General features: G+C 71.6%; 20 protein-coding genes. 16 read left to right on the top strand and 4 right to left on the bottom strand.

Features of this window, described 5'->3' with window-relative positions:
* Positions 1–39: 39 nt before the first annotated feature.
* Positions 40–330, top strand: coding sequence for a hypothetical protein (locus ACTXG6_RS04005; RefSeq protein WP_445186402.1), 291 nt, complete (start codon positions 40–42; stop codon positions 328–330).
* Here the strand turns inward: ACTXG6_RS04005 and ACTXG6_RS04000 are convergent.
* Positions 327–1,136: an enoyl-CoA hydratase/isomerase family protein gene (locus tag ACTXG6_RS04000; RefSeq protein WP_445186401.1), complete on the bottom strand. Its 810-nt coding sequence runs from the start codon at positions 1,134–1,136 to the stop codon at positions 327–329. The genes ACTXG6_RS04005 and ACTXG6_RS04000 overlap by 4 nt on opposite strands.
* 121 nt (positions 1,137–1,257) lie before the next feature.
* Here ACTXG6_RS04000 and ACTXG6_RS03995 point away from each other — a divergent pair, with 121 nt between their 5' ends.
* Complete coding sequence (locus ACTXG6_RS03995; protein WP_445186400.1) at positions 1,258–1,638, top strand: VOC family protein; 381 nt, start codon at positions 1,258–1,260, stop codon at positions 1,636–1,638.
* Between the two features lie 19 nt (positions 1,639–1,657).
* Complete coding sequence (locus tag ACTXG6_RS03990; RefSeq protein WP_445186399.1) at positions 1,658–2,512, top strand: crotonase/enoyl-CoA hydratase family protein; 855 nt, start codon at positions 1,658–1,660, stop codon at positions 2,510–2,512.
* Between the two features lie 64 nt (positions 2,513–2,576).
* On the opposite strand, the gene ACTXG6_RS03985 is transcribed toward ACTXG6_RS03990, so the two are convergent.
* Positions 2,577–3,737 carry an acyl-CoA dehydrogenase family protein gene (locus tag ACTXG6_RS03985; protein WP_445186398.1) on the bottom strand — a complete coding sequence of 387 codons (1,161 nt, stop codon included), beginning with the start codon at positions 3,735–3,737 and terminating at the stop codon, positions 2,577–2,579.
* Positions 3,738–3,875: 138 nt separating this feature from the next.
* On the opposite strand from ACTXG6_RS03985, the gene ACTXG6_RS03980 reads away from it, so the two are divergent.
* Together ACTXG6_RS03980 and ACTXG6_RS03975 are read left to right on the top strand one after the other, a co-directional pair.
* Positions 3,876–4,373: a MarR family winged helix-turn-helix transcriptional regulator gene (locus ACTXG6_RS03980; protein ID WP_445186397.1), complete on the top strand. Its 498-nt coding sequence runs from the start codon at positions 3,876–3,878 to the stop codon at positions 4,371–4,373.
* Positions 4,374–4,398: 25 nt separating this feature from the next.
* On the top strand, positions 4,399–6,435 hold the full coding sequence (locus tag ACTXG6_RS03975; RefSeq protein WP_445186396.1) for an MDR family MFS transporter: 2,037 nt from the start codon (positions 4,399–4,401) through the stop codon (positions 6,433–6,435).
* Here the strand turns inward: ACTXG6_RS03975 and ACTXG6_RS03970 are convergent.
* Positions 6,427–6,939 (bottom strand): inorganic diphosphatase, encoded by a 513-nt coding sequence (locus ACTXG6_RS03970; RefSeq protein ID WP_445186395.1) that lies wholly within the window; start codon positions 6,937–6,939, stop codon positions 6,427–6,429. The two genes, ACTXG6_RS03975 and ACTXG6_RS03970, sit on opposite strands and share 9 nt — an antisense overlap.
* A 151-nt stretch (positions 6,940–7,090) precedes the next feature.
* Here ACTXG6_RS03970 and dacB point away from each other — a divergent pair, with 151 nt between their 5' ends.
* From dacB to hpt, 4 genes are all read left to right on the top strand, one after another.
* Positions 7,091–8,572, top strand: a complete 1,482-nt coding sequence (gene dacB, locus ACTXG6_RS03965; RefSeq protein ID WP_445186394.1) for a D-alanyl-D-alanine carboxypeptidase/D-alanyl-D-alanine endopeptidase — start codon at positions 7,091–7,093, stop codon at positions 8,570–8,572.
* Positions 8,573–8,826: 254 nt separating this feature from the next.
* A complete protein-coding gene (locus ACTXG6_RS03960; protein WP_445189904.1) occupies positions 8,827–9,798 on the top strand; it encodes a zinc-dependent metalloprotease in 972 nt (323 codons plus the stop codon).
* Between the two features lie 7 nt (positions 9,799–9,805).
* Positions 9,806–10,801, top strand: coding sequence for a tRNA lysidine(34) synthetase TilS (gene tilS, locus ACTXG6_RS03955; protein ID WP_445186393.1), 996 nt, complete (start codon positions 9,806–9,808; stop codon positions 10,799–10,801).
* Between the two features lie 32 nt (positions 10,802–10,833).
* Entirely contained in the window at positions 10,834–11,397 is a 564-nt protein-coding gene (gene hpt / locus ACTXG6_RS03950) for a hypoxanthine phosphoribosyltransferase (protein ID WP_445189903.1), read from the top strand.
* Positions 11,398–11,485: 88 nt separating this feature from the next.
* Here the strand turns inward: hpt and ACTXG6_RS03945 are convergent, their stop codons facing one another.
* The gene (locus tag ACTXG6_RS03945; RefSeq protein ID WP_445186392.1) at positions 11,486–12,589 is read right to left on the bottom strand and encodes a serine protease; all 1,104 of its coding nucleotides are present in this window, start codon (positions 12,587–12,589) and stop codon (positions 11,486–11,488) included.
* A 414-nt stretch (positions 12,590–13,003) separates the two neighbouring features.
* Here ACTXG6_RS03945 and ftsH point away from each other — a divergent pair, with 414 nt between their 5' ends.
* From ftsH to ACTXG6_RS03910, 7 genes are all read left to right on the top strand, one after another.
* Entirely contained in the window at positions 13,004–15,406 is a 2,403-nt protein-coding gene (ftsH, locus tag ACTXG6_RS03940; protein ID WP_445186391.1) for an ATP-dependent zinc metalloprotease FtsH, read from the top strand.
* Between the two features lie 66 nt (positions 15,407–15,472).
* A complete protein-coding gene (folE, locus tag ACTXG6_RS03935; protein ID WP_445189902.1) occupies positions 15,473–16,075 on the top strand; it encodes a GTP cyclohydrolase I FolE in 603 nt (200 codons plus the stop codon).
* A gap of 25 nt (positions 16,076–16,100) precedes the next feature.
* On the top strand, positions 16,101–16,997 hold the full coding sequence (gene folP / locus ACTXG6_RS03930; protein ID WP_445186390.1) for a dihydropteroate synthase: 897 nt from the start codon (positions 16,101–16,103) through the stop codon (positions 16,995–16,997).
* The gene (gene folB, locus ACTXG6_RS03925) at positions 16,994–17,395 is read left to right on the top strand and encodes a dihydroneopterin aldolase (RefSeq protein ID WP_445186389.1); all 402 of its coding nucleotides are present in this window, start codon (positions 16,994–16,996) and stop codon (positions 17,393–17,395) included. Before folP ends, folB begins: the two co-directional genes overlap by 4 nt.
* On the top strand, positions 17,388–17,906 hold the full coding sequence (gene folK, locus ACTXG6_RS03920) for a 2-amino-4-hydroxy-6-hydroxymethyldihydropteridine diphosphokinase (RefSeq protein WP_445186388.1): 519 nt from the start codon (positions 17,388–17,390) through the stop codon (positions 17,904–17,906). Before folB ends, folK begins: the two co-directional genes overlap by 8 nt.
* Positions 17,903–18,370, top strand: a complete 468-nt coding sequence (locus ACTXG6_RS03915) for a DUF3180 domain-containing protein (RefSeq protein ID WP_297493864.1) — start codon at positions 17,903–17,905, stop codon at positions 18,368–18,370. Before folK ends, ACTXG6_RS03915 begins: the two co-directional genes overlap by 4 nt.
* A 50-nt stretch (positions 18,371–18,420) precedes the next feature.
* Entirely contained in the window at positions 18,421–20,061 is a 1,641-nt protein-coding gene (locus ACTXG6_RS03910) for a PrsW family intramembrane metalloprotease (RefSeq protein WP_445186387.1), read from the top strand.
* Positions 20,062–20,267 lie beyond the last annotated feature (206 nt).

The raw sequence follows: 20,267 nt of genomic DNA, 5'->3' as shown, positions 1-20,267 counted from the left end.
GCCGGATACTCGTTGAGTACATGTCGAGGGGAGCCCGAAATGGGCGCACAGACGACTGGACTGCTCAGCCGGCGCGACGTCGCACTGCTCCACGCGGTGGCGGACCGGCGCTGCGAGATCGTGCACGGCTCACAGCCGGTGTTGTTCGTGGACGGCTGGCTGTTCTGTGACGCCGATGCCGGCCGCCGGCTGATCAGCGCGGGGCTGCTGGCCGAGCCCGGTCCGGGTACCGGGCGGTGGCCGGCGCGGCTGACCGAGGCGGGCGAGGCCGAGGTGGCCCGCACCGACCACCCGGTCGTCCACCCCGGCCACGCCGTCGCCCGGAACTAGCCTGGACCTGCGCTGGCGCCGAAGTCGGGTGCCCGCTTCTCCAGGTGCGCGGCGAGGCCCTCCTGGACGTCGGCCAGCCCGAAGCCGTAGAACTCCATGGCCAGCGACGCGTCGAAGGTCGGCCCGGCCTGGCGGTACCAGTTGTTCAGCGTGTTCTTGGTCCAGCGGGTCGCGGTCACCGAGCCGGCGGCCAGCCGCTTGGCCACGCTCAACGCACGGTCGGCGAGCTCGTCGTCGTCCACGCACAACGAGACCAGCCCGATCCGTTCCGCCTCCTCGCCGGTCAGCGCCTCGCAGGTGAGCAGGTAGTACTTCGCCTTCGCCATGCCGCACAGCAGTGGCCAGCAGATCGCCGCGTGGTCACCCGCCGCCACGCCGAGGCGGGTGTGCCCGTCCACGATCTTGGCCCGGCGGCCGGCGATGGACACGTCCGCCAGCAGTGCAACCACCAGCCCGGCGCCCACCGCCGGTCCGTTGATCGCGGACACGATCGGCGTGTCGCAGTTGACCAGGTTGTGCACCAGGTCCTTGGCCTCCTGGAAGACCCTGGTGCGGACCTTCGGGTCATGGATCATGTCGTTGATCATGTCGAAGGAGCCGCCGGCCGAGAACGCCTTGCCGGCGCCGCGGACCAGTACCGCGCGCACGCTCTCGTCGCGGTGGATCACCGGCCAGACCTCGCCGAGGTCGGCGTGCATCGGCGCGGAGACCGCATTCAGGTTCGGCCCGTCCAGCAGGATCTCCAGGATGCCCTCTGCGGGGCGGGAGAACGTGAGGCTGGGGAACGCGGCGTACCGGTCGGTCATTCAGATTCCTTTCGGGCCCGGGGACGTGCGGCGGCATCTCAGGCTGAGCGCCGGTGCGGAGCATCTCATCGGTGGGGAAAAAGTGCTCCGGGTGACGCCGGTCACGGCGTAGCTTGCGGGCATGGCTATCGAACTGAACCACACCATCGTGGCCAGCCGGGACAGCAAAACCGCCGCCGCCTCGCTCGCCGACCTGCTCGGGCTGCCCGCGCCGAGCCAGTTCGGCCCGTTCCAGGTGGTACAGGTCTCCAACGGGGTGAGCCTGGACTTCATGACCAGCTCGGAGATCCACCCGCAGCACTACGCGTTCCTGCTCACCGAGGCAGAGTTCGACCAGGTGTTCGGGCGCATTCAGGAGCACGAGATGACCTACTGGGCCGACCCCGGGCACCACGGGGAGGGTGAGATCAACACCAGGGACGGCGGGCGGGGGGTGTACTTCGACAGCCCGGACGGACACATTCTGGAGATCCTGACCAGGCCGTACGGCAGCGGTGGGTGAGCCGAAGTAACGTGCCCGGGTGACCTACTCCACGATCGAGACCGAGCGGGACGGCTCGGTGCTGCTGGTACGGCTCAACCGGCCGGACCGGCTGAACGCGTACAACCTCGACATGCTCGACGACCTGCTGCGGGTCTATGACGAGGCGGACGCGGACAACGACGTCAGGGTGATCGTGGTGACCGGCAACGGCCGCGCCTTCTGCGCCGGCGCCGACCTGCAGAAGGCCGGCGACACGTTCGCCCGCGACCCTGCCGACGTGGCGCACCGGGACACCGGCGGCGTGCTGAACCTGCGTACCTACGAGCTCAGCAAGCCGGTGATCGCCGCGATCAACGGCCCGGCGGTCGGCGTCGGTGTCACCATGACGCTGCCGATGGACATCCGCCTGGCCGCCGACACGGCCAAGATGGGCTTCGTGTTCGCCCGCCGGGGCATCGTGGCGGACGGCTGCGCCAGCTGGTTCCTGCCCCGCGTGGTGGGCATCTCGCGGGCACTGGAGTGGACCGAGACCGGTCGGGTGTTCGGCGCGGCCGAGGCGCTGGAGGCCGGCCTGGTGCGCAGCCTGCACCCGGCCGACGAGCTGCTGCCGGCCGCGATGGAGCTGGCCAGGGAGATCGCGGAGAACACCTCGGCGGTGTCGGTGACGCTGAACCGGCAGCTGATGTGGCGGATGCTCGGCGCCGACCACCCGATGGCCGCGCACGAGGTGGAGTCGCGCGCGCTGGGCTTCGTGGGCAACAGTGCGGACGCCCGGGAGGGTGTGGAGTCCTTCCTGGCCAAGCGGCCGGCCAAGTACCCCGGCCGGGTGCCCGCCGACCTGCCGGACTTCTACCCGTGGTGGCCCGACCGCGGCTTCACCCCGCTGCCCTGACCCGTGTACCCGTGAGTGGCGAGTGGTCCCCTGGGGCCACTCGCCACTCACGAGCAGCACGGGGTCAGAGCCGGCCGAGGACGCCCCGGGCGATGATCACCTGCTGGATCTGGCTGGTGCCCTCGTAGATACGGAACAGCCGGGCGTCCCGGTAGAACCGCTCCACCGCCACCCCGCGCATGTAGCCGGCGCCGCCGTGCACCTGGACGGCCCGGTCCGCGACCCGCCCGACCATCTCGCTGGCGAAGTACTTCGCCGCCGACGGCCCGACCGAGGTGTCCGTCCCGGCGTCGTACGCGGCGGCGGCGGCGAGCACCAGTGCGTGCCCGGCGCGGTAGTCGGTGACCGAGTCCGCGACCAGCCCCTGGATCAGCTGGAACGTGCCGATCGGGTGGCCGCCCTGCTCACGGGTCCGGGCGAAGGACACCGACTCGTCCACCAGCCGCTCGGCCATCCCCACGCACATGGCGGCGATGTGCACCCGGCCGTGCGCCAGGCAGCGCATCGCGGTGGTGAAGCCCTTGTCCACGCCCTGCTCGCCGCCGATCAGCGCCGACGGGGGCACCCGCACGTCGTCCAGGTGCACGTCCGCGGTCCAGGCGCCGAACTGGCCCATCTTGTGGTCCTTCGGCCCGACCGACAGCCCGACCGCCGACCGCGGCACCAGGAACGTGGAGATGCCCCGGTTCGCCGGCACGTCCGGGTTGGTGCGGGCGAAGACCATGAACACGTCGGCCAGCGGCGCGTTGGTGATGTAGCGCTTGGAGCCGTTGAGTACCCAGTGGGAATCGGCACCGTCGCCGTCGCGCCGCGCGGTGGTGGCCAGCCCCGAGGGGTCGGAGCCGGCGTCCGCCTCGGTCAGCGCGAAGGACGCGGTCACCTCGCCGCTGGCCAGCTTCGGCAGCCACTCGTCCTTCTGCTCCCGGGTGCCGCCCTCGATCAGCACGTGCCCGGCGATGCCGTTGTTGGTGCCGAACATGGACCGCAGCGCCGGCGTGGTGTAACCCAGCTCGAAGACCAGCCGGACCTCCTGCGACAGCGGCAGCCCGAGCCCGCCGTACTCCTCGGGAATGGCGAAGCCGTAGAGCCCCATCGCCTTGCAGGCGTCCCGCAGCGAGTCGGGGATCGCGTCCTTCTCGTCGATCTCCGTCTCCAGCGGTACCACCCGCTCGCGCACGAACTCACGCACCGAGGCCAGCACGTCCGAGAAATCCGACTCCTCCATGCCGGTGAGCGTAGTGGCGGCCGGTATGCCCTCGCCGGTGTGACCTCGCGCTACGAGCAAGGACATTAGATGCTTGTAACGTACAATTGCTTGTAGACGACAAGTAGATCAGCGTCGTGGGACAGGGAGGTGGCAGCCGTGGGCGAGGCCGAGCTGACGGAGTACGACCTGCTGAACGCGGAGGTGTTCCGGCTGGCCCGACTGACCGAGCGGGTGCACGCGCGGCGCGTCTCGCGAGAGACCGACGGGGTGGAGCGCGCCGCGTACATGCTGCTGGTGACGCTGGTCAAGGAGGGGCCCCGGCGGCTCAGTGTGCTCGCCGACGAGGTGCACTCGGACGCCTCCACGGTGAGCCGCCAGGTCGCCCAGCTGGTCAAGCTCGGCCTGGTGGAACGGCTGCCCGACCCGACGGACGGCCGGGCCAGCACGCTGGCCGCCACCGAGGCGGGCCGGCAGAACCTCGACTGCAAGCGGCGCAAGCGCAACCAGGCCTACACCGAGATGCTCGCGGACTGGTCGGCCGACGACCGGAGTCGGCTCCACGCGCTGCTCGAGCGGTTCAACAACGACTTCGAGGGCTTCTTCCTCGACACGCCCGTCCCGGCGGGAGGTCGGGCCGGCGGCCCGGCCGTTTAGTGATTTTGTTAGTGAAAGGACCCCGATGACGACCTCGCTGGCTGCCCCGGCCGAGCGGAAACCACTGCTCAGCCACCGGCAGATCCTGGCCATCCTGGCCGGGCTGATGGCCGGTATGTTCCTGGCCTCGCTGGACCAGACCATCGTCAGCACGTCCATCCGGACGATCGCCGACGACCTCGACGGGCTCAGCCTGCAGGCCTGGGTGACCACCGCGTACCTGATCACCTCGACGCTCACCACACCGCTCTACGGCAAGCTGTCCGACCTCTACGGCCGCAAGCCGCTGTTCCTGATCGCGATCACCATCTTCCTGATCGGCTCGGTGGCCTGCACGTTCTCCGAGTCGATGTTCCAGCTGGCCGGGTTCCGGGCGCTGCAGGGTCTCGGCGCCGGCGGCCTGCTCTCCCTGGCGATGACGATTCTCGGGGACATCGTCTCGCCCCGGGAGCGCGCCAAGTACCAGGGCTACCTGGTCGCCGTCTTCGGTACCTCGAGCGTGCTCGGTCCGCTGATCGGCGGCTTCCTGGCCGGCCAGTCGGAGATCCTGGGCATCACCGGCTGGCGCTGGGTGTTCCTGGTCAACGTGCCGATCGGCGCCGTCGCACTGGTCATCGTGGCCAAGGTGCTGAACCTGCCGCACCAGGCTCGGGACGCCAAGGTGGACTGGCCGGGTGCGCTGGCGCTGGCGCTCGGGCTGGTGCCCCTGCTGCTGGTCGCCGAGCAGGGCCGTGCCTGGGGGTGGACCTCGGCCGCCGCGCTGAGCTGTTTCGGCATCGGGGTCGTCGGGCTCGCGCTGTTCGTCTACGTCGAGCACCGCTACGGCGACGACGCGCTGCTGCCACTGCGGTCGTTCCGGATCCGGGCGTTCAGCGTCGGCACCGGCGGCATCCTGCTGGTCGGCATGGGCATGTTCGGCGGGATGGCAGCGCTGCCGCTCTACCTGCAGATCGTGAAGGGCGCCACGCCCACCGCGTCCGGCCTGCTGATCCTGCCGATGGTGCTGGGCATGATGTCCATGTCGATCGTCTCCGGCCGGGTCATCTCGCGCACCGGCCAGCTCAAGATGTGGCCGGTGCTGGGCGTCAGCCTGATGTTGGTCGGGCTGATCCTGATCTCCGGCATCGGGGTGGACACCCCGCTCTGGCTGACCGCGATCTACATGCTGATCTTCGGCTGGGGCCTCGGCTCGAGCATGCAGCCGATGACTCTGACCATGCAGAACGCGCTGCCGGCCAGGGACATGGGGGTGGCCACCGCATCGGCCACGTTCTTCCGCCAGATGGGCGGCACGCTGGGCACGGCGGTGTTCCTGTCCATCCTGTTCGGCGCGGTACCGGGCCGGATCACGGCGGCCTTCCAGGCGGCCGCCCCGACACCGGCGCTGCAGGCGGCGCTGGCCGACCCGGCGGTGCAGTCGAACCCGGTCGACGCCGGCGTGCTGGCCGCGCTGTCCAAGGGGACGGAGGGCACGATCTCGCTGACCGACACCTCGTTCCTCAACCACATCGACGAGCGGCTCGCGCTGCCGTTCCTGCAGGGCTACTCGAGTGCGATGTCGCTGACGTTCCTGTGCGGCACCGCGGTGTTGGCGATCGGGCTGGTGCTGGTGGCCTTCCTGCCCCGGGTGACGCTGCGGCAGGTGTCCGGGCTCGAGCAGCAGCGGGCCGACGAGGCGGCGCTGGCGGAGGTGACGCTGGCCGCCGAGCTGGCCCCGGTGGCAGGGCCCGCGGTGGCAGCGCCGGCGGTGGCAGGGCCCGCACAGGCCGGCGCGCCCGAGGCGACCACGCACCGGGACCGGCTGCGGGACCGGTTGCTCGGCCTGCTGATACCCGACCTGGACGGCGCGCTGGCCACCCTGGCGGTCGCCGAGCGCGCCAGGGACGGCGCCCGCCGGGCCCACTGGGAGGTGACCGAGCACGCCGCCACGCTGATCGAGGCGCGCCGTGAGCTGATCCGGCACGGCCTGACCGGCGACCAGATCAACGAGCTGTTGCTGCTCTCGTCCGCCGAAGCCGCTCGGACCAGCGGAAACGGCTCGGCGGTGAGCCGGTCAGTGTGAGGTGGCCGACTCGTCGTAGTACCCGGTTTCCTTGGCCCGCTCCCAGGAGCGCAGGATCTCCCGCTCGGCGTCGGCCCGGCCGACCCAGCGGGCCCCCTCCACGCTCTTGCCCGGCTCCAGGTCCTTGTAGACCCGGAAGAAGTGCTCGATCTCGAGCTTGAGGAACTCCGCGAGGTGGTGGATGTCGCGCAGGTGTTCCTGGCGGGGGTCGGCGGCCGGCACGCACAGCACCTTGTCGTCGCCGCCCTTCTCGTCCCGCATCCGGAACATGCCGATCGCCCTTGCCCGGATCAGGCAGCCGGGGAACGTCGGCTCCTCGACCAGCACCAGGCAGTCCAGCGGATCGCCGTCCTCGCCGAGGCTGTCGTCGATGAACCCGTAGTCCGCCGGGTACTGGGTGGCCGTGAACAAGGTCCGGTCCAACTTGATCCGGCCCGTCTTGTGGTCCATCTCGTACTTGTTGCGGACGCCCTTGGGGATCTCGATGGTGACGTCGAAGTCCACGTGACTCGCTGATCCTTTCACCGGTCATCAGTCGGAATCTGGCTGGCAGTGCGGATGGCTAGACGTGTTTGGTGTCCTAAGTGTGCGGTACCGCCTCCCCCGAGGCGCGACCGACCACCGCCGGTGTGCAAAGCTGGCTCGGGGAGGATAGGTGCCGGGACTCGGGCTCGACCGGATCCGCAGTCGGATCGACGCGTGGCGACTCCGCGAGCGACTCGGCGCGTTGCGGTCGCGTGGGTCGGGTCGCCGCTCCGCTCTCACCATCGCGGTCGCCGTGGTGCTCGTGATCGGCCTCGGCACCACCGCCGTACTGGCCGGGCCGGGCCTGCTCAGGTGGTTCGGGCTGACCGGGTCGGCCACCGAGACCGTGGCCGCGCCGCCGAAGCTGGTGCTGGGCCCGCTGGCCGGCGACGCGCCGACACCGACCCGATCCGGAGTCGCCGCCGCGCTGAACAAGCTGGCCGGCTCGAGCGACCTGGGCACCCTCACCGGCGTGGTGCTGAACCCGGCCGACGACCAGGTGCTCTGGTCACGCAACCCGGACAAGACGATGCAGCCCGGCTCCACCGGCAAGCTGCTGACCACCGCCGCCGCCCTGCTCAGCCTGGACCCGACCATGCGGATCAAGACCCGGGTGGTGGCCGGGCCGACGCCGGACTCGGTCGTGCTGGTCGGCGGCGGCGACCCGACGCTGTCCGCGCTGCCCAAGGACAGCGACTCGGTCTACCCCGGGGCGGCGAAGCTGGACAACCTCGCCGAGGAGGTCCACAACGCCCACCCCGGGCCGATCCACACGGTGACCGTGGACACCAGCCGGTTCACCGGGGACGGGATGGCGTCGGGCTGGGAGGAGAGCGACATCGCCGGCGGCAACGTCACGCCGATCGAGCCGCTCATCCTCGACGGCGGCCGCACCAAGCCGGACGAGCTGGACCCGCCGCGCACCGCCAGCCCGGCGCTGGACGCCGGCAAGGCGCTGGCCCAGCGACTGGGCGCGGACCCGGCTTCGGTCGCGACCGGCACAGCGCCGACCGGCGCCGCGGTGCTCGGCGAAGTGGCGTCGCCACCGGTCAGTGACCTGGTGGAGAACGCGCTGCGCATCTCGGACAACGTGCTGGCCGAGTCGTTGGCCAGGCAGGTCGCGCTGGCCAAGGGGGCTGATCCGTCGTTTACCGGGGCGGCGCGCGCGGTCAGGGACACGCTCTCCTCGGCGGGTTTCGACGTGACCGGCGTGACGATGGTGGACGGCAGCGGACTGTCCACCGACGACCTGGTTCCGGCCCGGCTGCTCGGCCAGATCATGGCGGTCGCCAGCGGACCGGTGTCGGACCCGCGCGCGGCGCGACTGCGGCCGTTGCTGTCCGGGCTGCCGGTGGCCGGCGGCGACGGCACCCTGAACGACCGCTTCACCACCGGTGACTCCTCGGCCGGGCGGGGGTTCGTGCGGGCCAAGACCGGCACCCTGACCGGGGTCAGCGCGCTGGCCGGGCAGGTCACCGACTCCGACGGCCGGCTGCTGGCCTTCGCGCTGATGGCCAACGGCACCTCGCCGTCCCAGTCCCGCCCCCAGCTCGATGCGCTCGCCGCCGCGCTGCGCGGCTGCGGCTGCCGGGGTAGCGACAGCGGCGGCTGAGCCGCGGCCGACAGCGGCTGAGACGGCTGGCACGGCTGGCACGGCCGACAGCGGCTGAGACGGCTGCAGGGGCCGCGATCCTGAGCCGGACGGCCGATAGTTGACTCGCCGGTAGGGCGGAGTGAGCCGGGGTTGCGTACGGTGGGTGCGTGCCGCCTGAGCCTGCTCCGCCACCCCTTGAGCCCGACGCGCGGGACGGTCAGCGTGGTCTGCCCGTGGACTGGAAGCTGGCCGCCCGCACCGCCGCCCGGCTGATGCAGCCCGGCCCGGTGGTCAGCAGGGCCGAGGCCAGACGGACCGTCGTGCTGCTGCGCGACGGCGGGGCCACCGCCGAAGGACACGTTCGCGAGGTCACCGGACTGGGCGCCGGCCTGCCGCTGCTGCCCGCCGACGTGGTGGACCGGCCGGCCTGGGCGGTCGCGGCGACCTCCGGGATGGCCGCGCTGACCAGTGGCGCCAAGCTGCCGACCGTCCCGGCGGCGGCCCGCAAGTTCACCTCGACCACCGCCGGTCTGCAGGCCGGCGCGGTGCTGTCCTACCTGGGCAGCCGGGTGCTCGGCCAGTACGACCCGTTCGGTGGCGCGGACGGTGCGGGCAAGCTGCTGCTGGTCGCGCCGAACGTGGTGGCCGCGCAGCAGGCGCTCGACGTCTCGCTGGACGACTTCACCCTGTGGGTGTGCCTGCACGAGGCCACCCACCGGCTGCAGTTCACCGCCGTCCCCTGGCTGCGCGACTACTTCGCCAGCCAGGTCACCGAGTTCCTGTCGGCGACCGAGTCCACCACGATGGGCATCCTCGAACGGCTGCCCGGGGTGATCTCCCAGGCACGGGAGACCCGGGACTCGCTGGGCCTGATCGAGCTGCTGCAGGGCCCCGAACAGCGCGCCTACCTGGACCGGCTGCTCGCGCTCACCACGCTGCTGGAGGGCCATGCGGACCACGTGATGGACGCGGTCGGGCCGGCGGTGGTGCCCAGCGTGGCCACGATCCGGTCCCGGTTCACCGCGCGCCGCCGCGGCGGTGGCCTGCTGGACCGCATCCTGCGCTCACTGCTCGGCGTCGAGGCGAAGGTGCGCCAGTACGCGGTCGGCGCGGCGTTCACCAGACACGTCGTCGGTGCGGTCGGGATGGACGGCTTCAACGCGGTGTGGACCTCGCCGGAGACGGTGCCCACCCGCCCGGAGCTGGCCGACCCGGATCTGTGGTTACGCCGGGTCGCGGGCTGAGGGCCCGATGAACGGACCGCACCCGGCGGTGGCCGCCGTGCGGACGGCGGTGCGTCAGGCGCTCACCGAGCTGGACCTGCCGGCGGGCACTCCGCTGCTGGTGGCCTGTTCCGGCGGGGCCGACTCGATGGCGCTCGCGCTAGCCGCGGCCGCCGAGTCCGGCCGGCATGAGCGGCCGGTGCGGGCCGCCGTGGTGGATCACGGCCTGCAGCCCGGCTCCGCCGAACGGGCCGAGGCCACCGTTGCGCTGCTCGCCGAGCACGGCGTACCCGCCGAGGCGGTGGCGGTGCGGGTGACCGGCGCGGGTGGCCTGGAGGCCGCCGCCCGCCGGGCCCGCTACACCGCGCTGCGCGCCGCCCGCCCGTCCCACCGCTCGCCGGTGCTGCTCGGGCACACCCTGGACGACCAGGCCGAGACGGTGCTGCTCGGGCTCGGCCGTGGCTCAGGGCCGCGCTCGGTGGCCGGCATGACCCGGTACGACGAACCGTGGCTGCGTCCGCTCCTCGGCGTGCACCGCGCCACCACCCGGGCGGCCTGCGCGGCGTTGGGGGTACCTGTCTGGGACGACCCGCACAACCTCGACCCCCGGTTCACCCGGGTCCGGCTGCGCACCGAGGTACTGCCGCTGCTGGAGGACGTGCTGTCCGGCGGGGTGGCCGAGGCGCTGGCCCGGACGGCGGCGCAGTTGCGTGACGACAGCGCGGCGCTGGACGAGTGGGCGGCGCTGGCCAGGGAGGACGTCACCTCGGCCGCTGCCGGGGGCGCCGAGCTGGAGACGAAGAAGCTCGCCGGCTATCCGGCCTCGGTCCGCCGCCGGGTACTGCGCGGCTGGTTGACCGAGGGCGGGGTGCCGGAGTTGACCGACGCCCAGCTGCGCCGCGCCGACGAACTGCTCGGGCGGTGGCGGGGACAGGGCGGGATTGCCCTTGCGGGAGAGTTGGAGCTCACTCGCGCCCATGGAAGGCTCGTGTTGGGCCCGCGGTCCAGCGCGTGGGCACAGTAGGCACACCGGCAGCTATGAGGAGGCACGTCGCGTTGTACGACGGTGACATCGCATCCGTCCTGGTCACTGAACAACAGATCGATGAGAAGATCGCTGAGCTCGGCAAGCAGCTGGCCGAGGACTACGCGGAGCGTTGCCCGGGCAACGGCCGGGCAAGTGACCTGGTGCTGGTCGGCGTGCTCAAGGGCGCGGTGATGTTCATGACCGACCTCGCCCGGGCGCTGCCGATCCCGGTACAGCTGGAGTTCATGGCGGTCAGCTCCTACGGCTCGGCGACCTCGTCCTCGGGCGTGGTGCGCATCCTGAAGGACCTGGACCGGGACATCGCCGGCCGCCATGTGCTGATCGTCGAGGACATCATCGACTCCGGCCGCACGCTGTCCTGGTTGTTGAAGAACCTGGAGGCGCGCGGGCCGGCTTCGCTGGAGGTGTGCGCGCTGCTGCGCAAGCCCGACGCGGTGAAGGTGGACGTGCCGGTCCGCTACGTCGGCTTCGACATCCCCAACGAGTTCGTCATCGGCTACGGCCTGGACTACGCCGAGCGGTACCGGGACCTGCCGTTCATCGGCACCCTGGACCCAGGGGTGTACGCCTGAGCGGTCCGACCCCACAACGAACGTGAGGCCCGCCCCCGGTGATCCGGGGCGGGCCTCACGTCGTTCCCGAGCTGTTGAACTCGGGGAGCTACAGCCCGCCGAGTGCGCCGGGCTGTGCCTTCGGTGCCCCGGCGGGAGCGGGCTCGGGCTGCCTCGGCGCGATCGACAAGCCCCGGTCCGGCGTGGCCCGGTGCGCGCCTTCCGCGGCGGACTGCGCCGGGTTGTTGTCGGTGGCGGTGCTTGCGTCCGAGCTGTTGTCCGAGTCGCTGTCCGAGGCCTGGTCGGCCCTCGGCGCGCTGGAGCCGAGCGCCGGCAGCGGCAGCGGCGGGTGGAACGCCGTGGTGCCGTCCTGCAGGCTGATGTCGCGGACACCGTCGCCCTTGCCGTCGCCGTACTTGTTGGCGTAGGCGATCTCCTTGCCGAGGTCACCCACGCCGTTGGTGCCGGGTGCCGGCTCCAGGTTCAGCGTGCTCAGGATGCCGAAGGCCTTGCCGTCGGCATCCATGAAGCCGCTGCCCGAGTCACCGGGGACACCGGGGGTGATGGTGGCGACCTCGTGGGTGTAGCCGCCGGCGTTGTCGCCAAGGTTCAGGCCCTGCTTCGGGGAGAGCAGACCGAGGCCCTGGCGCAGTCCGGAGTTCTGGTAGCTGTACACCGGCGCACCGGCCGGCAGCCCGGCCTCGCGTACCCCGGTCGGGCCGCCGAACACCGGCACCGTCGGGTTCACCTTGCCGGCATCGTCGGAGTCGATCTCGACCAGCGCGAAGTCGTTGTAGGCGCAGGTGTTGGGGTCCTTCTCACCGTTCTCGTGCATGGTCAGCCAGGAGTTGTAGACCATCTTGCCCGGCTGGCTGGCGCCCTGGATCTTGATCGGGGTGTCCAGCGGGAGCGACTTGGACTTGCAGCCGTCGGTCTCGCTCTCACTGCCGGTGCCGGTGCAGTGCGCCGCCTGGCCGAGGTAGAGCTTGTTGCCGTTGCCGAACACGAAGTTCGCGGTGCACTGCCCGACCGGGCTGGTCACCATCACGCCGGGGTGGATCGTGGCGGTCGAGGCCGGGGCGAAGTCCTGGTCGTCGGCATGCGCCGCGCCTGGCATCGCCACCGCACCCACCGTCGTGGCGCCAACCACGAGGCCGGCGGCGGCCAGGCAACGGAGAACGCGACCATTGAAGATCGCGCTTCGGAGGATCATGGGCACTCCTGCCGGCTGGATCGGACATGCGGGCGCGCTCCGTCGCCAGCCGCCGAGGTTCTTCCCGAGGTTGTCATTGCCTTAACGACGTGGCTAGTACCTGGATACCCGCACGATTCGGTGATCTTCTCAAGCCGGCGCCCTGGGTGCGGGCAGAATCGCCGAAACAGCCGGAACATTAGGCGTCACGTGGGGCGTTTCGGAACTCCTTTGCCCGCTCCCGCGTTGAGCCGGACGATACCTGGTGAGCAGACCGACATACGCTCTGGATGTCGGCCCGGTACGCTGGGTACTCTCGGGTGTTCACCGCCCGACGACGTGACAGGTGTTTAGGAGCTGTCGCGACGTTGATGGTGCGGGTGGAGGCCGCTCGGCACGATCAGGGAGGGTCGAGGCCCCGGAGGCCGCAACTGCATGGATCGCAAGCGTCTGCTTCGTAACCCGCTGACTTGGATTCTGGCGGCGTTGCTGCTCTATGTCGTCTTCAGCCAGTTCTTTGACGACAGCAGGGGATATACCCAGGTCTCGACGTCTCAGGCGTTGACCCAAGTCTCCAGCGGCAACGTGTCCAACGCGGTGATCGAGGACAAGGAGCAACAGCTCCGCCTCGATCTGAAGACCCCCATCACCACTGACAACGGCAACCGGGATCAGATTCAGACCACCAAGGTCATCGCCCAGTACCCGTTCGGTGGCAGCGAGCCTGTCTTCACCGCCCTGACCACTGCCAAGACCAACTTCAACACCGAGGTCCGGCAGGAGTCGTTCCTCACCCAGCTGTTGATCTACATGGTCCCGCTGGGGCTGGTCCTGCTGCTGCTGTTCTGGATGATGAACAGCGCGCAGGGCGGCGGCAACCGGGTGTTGTCGTTCGGTAAGTCGAAGGCCAAGCAGCTGTCCAAGGACATGCCGAAGACCACCTTCGGCGATGTGGCGGGCGCCGACGAGGCCGTCGAGGAACTGCACGAGATAAAGGACTTCCTGCAGAACCCGGGCCGTTACCAGGCGCTCGGCGCCAAGATCCCGAAGGGCGTGCTGCTCTACGGGCCGCCGGGCACCGGCAAGACGCTGCTGGCCCGCGCGGTCGCCGGCGAGGCCGGGGTGCCGTTCTACTCGATCTCCGGGTCGGACTTCGTCGAGATGTTCGTCGGTGTCGGCGCCTCCCGGGTGCGTGACCTGTTCGAGCAGGCCAAGCCGAACGCGCCCTGCATCATCTTCGTGGACGAGATCGACGCGGTCGGCCGCCAGCGCGGCGCCGGCCTCGGCGGCGGCCACGACGAGCGCGAGCAGACGCTGAACCAGCTGCTCGTCGAGATGGACGGCTTCGACGCGCGTGGCGGCATCATTCTGATCGCGGCCACCAACCGGCCGGACATCCTGGACCCGGCGCTGCTGCGCCCCGGCCGGTTCGACCGGCAGATCCCGGTCGGCGCCCCCGACCTCGCGGGTCGCCGCGCCATCCTGAAGGTGCACGCCAAGGGCAAGCCGTTGGCCCCGGACGCCGATCTGGACTCGCTGGCCAAGCGCACCGTCGGCATGTCCGGCGCCGACCTGGCCAACGTGATCAACGAGTCGGCTCTGCTCACCGCGCGGGAGAACGGCACGCTGATCAACGCCGCGAACCTCGAGGAGGCGGTCGACCGGGTGGTCGGCGGCCCGAGGCGCAAGGGCAAGATCATTTCGGAGCTGGAGCGCAAGCTCACCGCCTACCACGAGGGCGGGCACGCACTGGCCGCCTGGGCGATGCCGGACCTGGAGCCGGTCTACAAGCTCACGATCCTGCCCCGGGGTCGCACCGGTGGGCACGCGCTGGTCGTGCCCGAGGACGACAAGGGCCTGATGACCCGCTCGGAGATGATCGGCCGCCTGGTCTTCGCGATGGGCGGGCGCAGCGCCGAGGAGCTGGTCTTCCACGAGCCGACCACCGGCGCGTCCAGCGACATCGACCAGGCCACCAAGATCGCCCGCGCGATGGTCACCGAGTACGGCATGAGTGCCCGCCTCGGCGCGGTGCGCTACGGCCAGGACCAGGGCGACCCGTTCCTCGGCCGGTCCATGGGACACGCGCCGGACTACTCGCTCGAAGTCGCGCACGAGATCGACGAGGAGGTGCGCGCCCTCATCGAGGCGGCGCACACCGAGGCCTGGGAGATCCTGAACACCTACCGGGACGTGCTGGATGCCCTGGTCTTCGAGCTGCTGGAGAAGGAGACGCTGACCCGCAAGGATCTGGAACGGATCTTCTCCACGGTGACCAAACGGCCCCGAATCACCGCGTTCAACGACTTCGGCGGGCGCACTCCGTCGGACAAACCGCCGATCCAGAGCCCGGCCGAGCTGGCCAAGGAGCGCGGCGAGCCGTGGCCGCCGAACCGGGAGCCGGACCGCGAGCCCACGCCGGTGGGCAGTGTCGGTGTCGGCGGTGCCGGCAGCGGCACTCCCGCCCTGCCCAGCCCCAACGGCGGTTACCCGAACGCCAACGGACAGCCGGGCTCCAACGGCGGACAGCCGGGTTCCAACGGCACCCCGCCGTACATCCGCCCGGCCGATCCGGGCCACCCGCCCGGCAGCTACCAGCCCCAGTCCGGCGGTCCGAACGACCGCCCGGACGGCGCGGTACCGCCCAACTACGGCGCCCCGCCGAACTGGCGGCCGGCGATCACGCCGCACGGCCAGGAATGGCCGCCGGCCAAGTGGTCCGGCCAGGACGGGCCCAAGCATGCCGAGCGGGACGGAACCGAGACCAAGGACGGCCGCGGTTCCGGCGATCCCCAAGGCGGCGGTTGGTCCGAGCCTGGCCAGGACGGTGGGCGCTGAGCGCCTGCCGGAGAGGTCATCTGGTGAACGTGCGTGACTGACGTCGATCCCCTCGTGCGCCCGCTGCTGCCGGAGCGGGGGCCGTCGGTTCCCGGTCGGGGAAGTTTCGACCGGGAACGGGCCGAAGCAGCGGTGCGCGAGCTGCTCTACGCAATCGGGGAGGACCCGGAGCGGGAAGGTCTCCTGGAGACGCCGCGCCGGGTCGCCAAGGCGTACGAGGAGATGTTCGGCGGGTTGTACGAGGACCCGGACGAGATGCTGGCGAAGACCTTCGCGGAGGACCACGAGGAACTCATCCTGATCAAGGACATCCCGATGTACAGCGTCTGCGAACACCACCTGGCGCCGTTCCACGGGATGGCGCACGTCGGCTACATCCCGTCGGTCGAGGGGCGGGTCACCGGGCTGAGCAAGATCGCCCGGTTGGTCGACCTGTACGCCAAGCGACCGCAGGTGCAGGAACGGTTGACCGCGCAGATCGCCGATGCGCTGGTCCGCCGGCTGTCCCCGCGCGGGGTGATCGTGGTGCTCGAGGCCGAGCACCTGTGCATGGCGATGCGCGGGATCCGCAAGCCGGGGTCGCGGACCATGACGTCCGCCGTCCGCGGCCAGTTCAAGGGCAATGCCTCCTCGCGCGCCGAGGCGCTCGCGCTGATCCGAGGCCGTTGAGTCACGTGCTCGAGAGCCGGCACCGATGAGTCACCAGCACCAGGACGGCCCGGTGGGCGGGTTGCCCAAGCCGGGCCGCTGCGTGCTGCTCGGGGTGCTCAACGTCACGCCCGACTCGTTCTCCGACGGTGGCCGCTACCTGAACTTCGACGACGCGGTGGCGCACGGCGCCCGGATGCACGCCGAGGGCGCCGACCTGATCGACGTCGGCGGTGAGTCCACCCGCCCGGGCGCGCACCGGGTGCCGGCCCCCACCGAAGCCGAACGGGTGCTGCCGGTGATCCGGGAGCTGACCGCCCAGGGTGTCGCGTGCAGCGTGGACACCACCCGCTCCGAGGTCGCCGAGGCGGCACTGGAGGCCGGCGCCACGGTGGTCAACGACGTGTCCGGCGGGCTCGCCGACCCGGCGATGGGCAAGGTCGTCGCGGCGGCCGGGGTGCCCTGGATCCTGATGCACTGGCGTGGCCACAGCGACCGGATGAGCGAGCTCGCGCGCTACGTCGACGTGGTCACCGAGGTCCGTGACGAGCTGCTGGCCAGGGCGGACGCGGCGATCGCCGCCGGCGTCGACCCGGGCAACCTGGTGATCGACCCGGGTATCGGGTTCGCCAAGCGCGCCGAGCACGACTGGCAGCTGCTGCACCGGCTGGACGCACTGCTCGGGCTCGGCTTCCCGGTGCTGGTCGGGGTGTCGCGCAAGAGCTTCCTCGGCCGGCTGCTGCCCGGGCCGGACGGCGCGCCCCGGGCCGCCGCCGGGCGTGAGGTGGCCACCGCCGCCGTCTCCGCGCTGGCCGCCGCGGCGGGCGCCTGGGGGGTGCGGGTGCACGACGTGGCCAGCTCCCGGGACGCGGTCGCGGTCGGCGCCGCCTGGCGCAACGGGGCGGCCGGGGCGCCGTGGAGCTACGGGGTCGGGTCGCCGTGACGGACCGGATCGTGCTGACCGGGCTGCGGGTCCGGGGTCACCACGGGGTGTTCGAGCACGAGCGCCGGGACGGCCAGGACTTCATCGTCGACCTGGCCGTGTGGCTGGACCTGGCGCCGGCCGGGCAGTCGGACAAGCTCGCCGACACGCTGGACTACGGCGCGCTCGCGCAGGGCACCGCCGAGATCGTCGCCGGCCCGCCGGTGGACCTGATCGAGACCGTGGCGGCCCGGATCGCCGACCGTGCGCTGGGTTCGGACGACCGGATCGGCGCGGTCGAGGTGACGGTGCACAAGCCGTCCGCCCCGATCCCGCTCACCTTCGCCGACGTCGCGGTGACCATCCGCCGGTCCCGCTCCGCCGCGCCGCACCCGGGCGGTGACCCGGCGGGTGACTAGGGCGGTGCTCTCGCTGGGCTCCAACCTCGGCGACCGGCTGGCTCGGCTGCGCCAGGCCGTCGCCGGGTTCGCCGCCGAGCTCGAGCTGGCCTCCCCGGTGTACGAGACCGCGCCGTGGGGTGGCGTGCCGCAGGACGACTTCCTGAACGCGGTGATCATCGTGCGGTCCGCCGAGCTGGACGCCTGGGACTGGCTGCGCCGCGGCCAGGAGCTGGAACAGGCCGCCGGACGGGTCCGCGAGGTGCATTGGGGACCGCGCACCCTGGACGTCGACGTGGTCGCGGTGTTCGACACCTCCACGGCCGACACAGCCGCGGTGCTGAGCGAGCACCCGGACCTGCTGCTGCCGCACCCCGGCGCGGCCGAGCGGAACACCGTGCTGCGCCCCTGGCTGGACATCGAGCCGGACGCGGTGCTCCCCGGCCGGGGCCGGGTTGACGAGCTGCTCGCCGGGCTCGGCGAGGACGGCATGCGCCGCCGGGACGACCTGTCGCTGCTGGAGCCGGTATGAAACCGACCGGCTGGCGCGAGCTGCTGTCCACCGCCGTCGTGGTCGGTGTCGTGGTCTACCTGCTCATCAGGGCGAGCTACGGGGTGATGCCGCCGCTGCCGCTGTTCGCCGGCGCCACGCTGCTCGTGCTGGCGATCATCGAGTCGGTCATGGGTTACTCCCTGAAGGCCCGGATCGAGGGGCGCCACGGGCAGCCGGTGCAACCTCTGGTGGCGGCCAGGGCGGTGGCGTTGGCGAAGGCGTCCGCGCTGGCCGGCGCCGTGATGGTCGGGGTGTGGGCGGGCCTGCTCGGCTACCTGTTGCCTCGGCTGCACCTGTTCGCCGCCGCCGGCCAGGACGCGCCGGGCGCGATTCTCGGGCTGGTCTGCGCGGTGGCGCTGGTGGCCGCCGCGATGTATCTGCAGAACTGCTGCCGCACTCCGTCGGACTCCGACGACCCGGATCGTCAGCAGCACCACCGCTGAACCGGCGATTCCGTACCGACTGACGGTCCGGGACTCGCTACGCTCCGGCGATGTCGTACCTTCAGCCGGCCCTCGGGCCGCCGGCCGACACCGCGAACCCGTACCGGCGCCGCCTCCGCAGGCAGCGCCGGGGCGTGCTGGCGACCGTGCTCGCGCTGGTGCTGCTCGGGATCTGCGGGCTGCTCCTGATCGGCATCCTGGTCTACAGCGTCGGCGCCGGCGGCGTGATCGTGGGCACGCTGGGCGCGCTGCTGCCGGTCGGGCCGGTGGTCTGGGCGTTCCTGTGGATGGACCGCTGGGAGCCGGAGCCGCCCCGGATGTTGCTGGTGGCGTTCCTCTGGGGGGCCTGCTTCGCCACGCTGGCGGCGCTGATCTTGAACAGCAGTGCCGAGCTGGCCACCTCCAGCGTGCTCGGCGACGCGAGCTCGGTGTTCTCCGCGGTGTTCGTGGCGCCCTGGGTCGAGGAGTTCATGAAGGGCTCCTTCCTGCTCGGGCTGCTGGTGTTCCGGCGCCGCGAGTTCGACGGCGTCCTGGACGGCATCGTCTACGCCGGCGTGGTGGCGGCCGGGTTCGCGTTCACCGAGAACATCCTGTATCTCGGTCAGGCGTTCGCCTCCGGCGCGGCCACCGGGCAGGGCGGCGACGTGCTGGCGGTGCTGGTCATGCGGGGGCTGTTCTCACCGTTCGCGCATCCGCTGTTCACCTCGATGACCGGGATCGGGCTGGGTATCGCGTCGAACGCGCGCACCGTGCTGGTCCGCCTCGCGGCGCCGATCGGCGGCTACCTGCTCGCCGTCTTCCTGCACGCCTGCTGGAACGCATCGGCCTCCTACGCCGACGGCGAGGCGCTGGTCCCGGTGTACCTGATGATCATGCTGCCGATGCTGGTGTTCGTCCTGCTCGTGGTGCTCTACCAGCGCCGACGCGAGCAGCGCATCATCGCCGCCGAGCTGCCCGGGTTCGCCGAGGCCGGCTGGATCGCGCCGAGCGAGGTGCACCTGCTCGAATCGCTGGCCGGTCGGCGGGGCTGGCTGCGCGCGGTGCGTCGGCGGTCCGGCTCGGCGGTCGCCAAGGCGGTGTCCGAGTACCAGGCGGCGGTCACCGAGCTGGCCATCCTGCGGCACCGGATGGCCCGAGGCGCACTCGGCGCGCACGCCCGGGAATGGCACGACGAGCTACTGGAGGACGTGCTGCTCAGCCGGGCCAAGGCAGTCGGCGCACCGGACGCGCTGCACGCCGCCTGGGGTCGCCGGGTGCCGCCGCCCGGTTGGTCGCCGCCGCCGCCGAACTGGACGGCGGCGCCCGGGCCTCGGCACGCCCGCACGTCCGGTGTGCACCAGTTGGGCACGCCGCCGTCCGGGCCGCCGCACCCGTCGGGTCCGCTGCCACAGCAGGGCGGGCCACCGCAGGGCCCGCCGCCTTCGGGGCCGCCGCAGGGCCCGCCCCACGGGCCGCCGCCCTCCGGGCCGCCGCAGGGCACGCCGCCCCAGGGGCAGCCGCGACAGCCGCCGGGTCAGCTGCCGCCGCCGGGTCGGTACCCGCCGCCCGGCCCGTACCCCGGGCCGCCCGGCCAGCCCGGCCAGCGGGGTACGCCGGGGCCGCCGGGCACTTTCGGGCCGGCCGGATCGCCGGGGCCGACAGGGCCCCAGGTCCCCCCGGTTCCGCCGCCCCGGCACCCGCCGTTCGGCTAGCACTCGCCGGATCGCCGGGGCCGACAGGGCCCCAGATCCCCCGGTTCCCGCCGCCCCGGCACCCGCCGTTCGGCTAGCCGCACCGTGCGAGGGCGAACGCGTTACCGGGGTGGGCAACGATCCCATGGTCAACGCAACACGGTTCTGATTTGATCATGACTCGAACCAGAACAACGTTGAGTTGACCATCGGGACGGTTCTCCAGC

The sequence above is a fragment of the Pseudonocardia sp. Cha107L01 genome (assembly GCF_052566575.1).
Note: the sequence above shows the minus strand (reverse complement) of the source record. Positions and strands in the feature narration are given on the sequence as shown.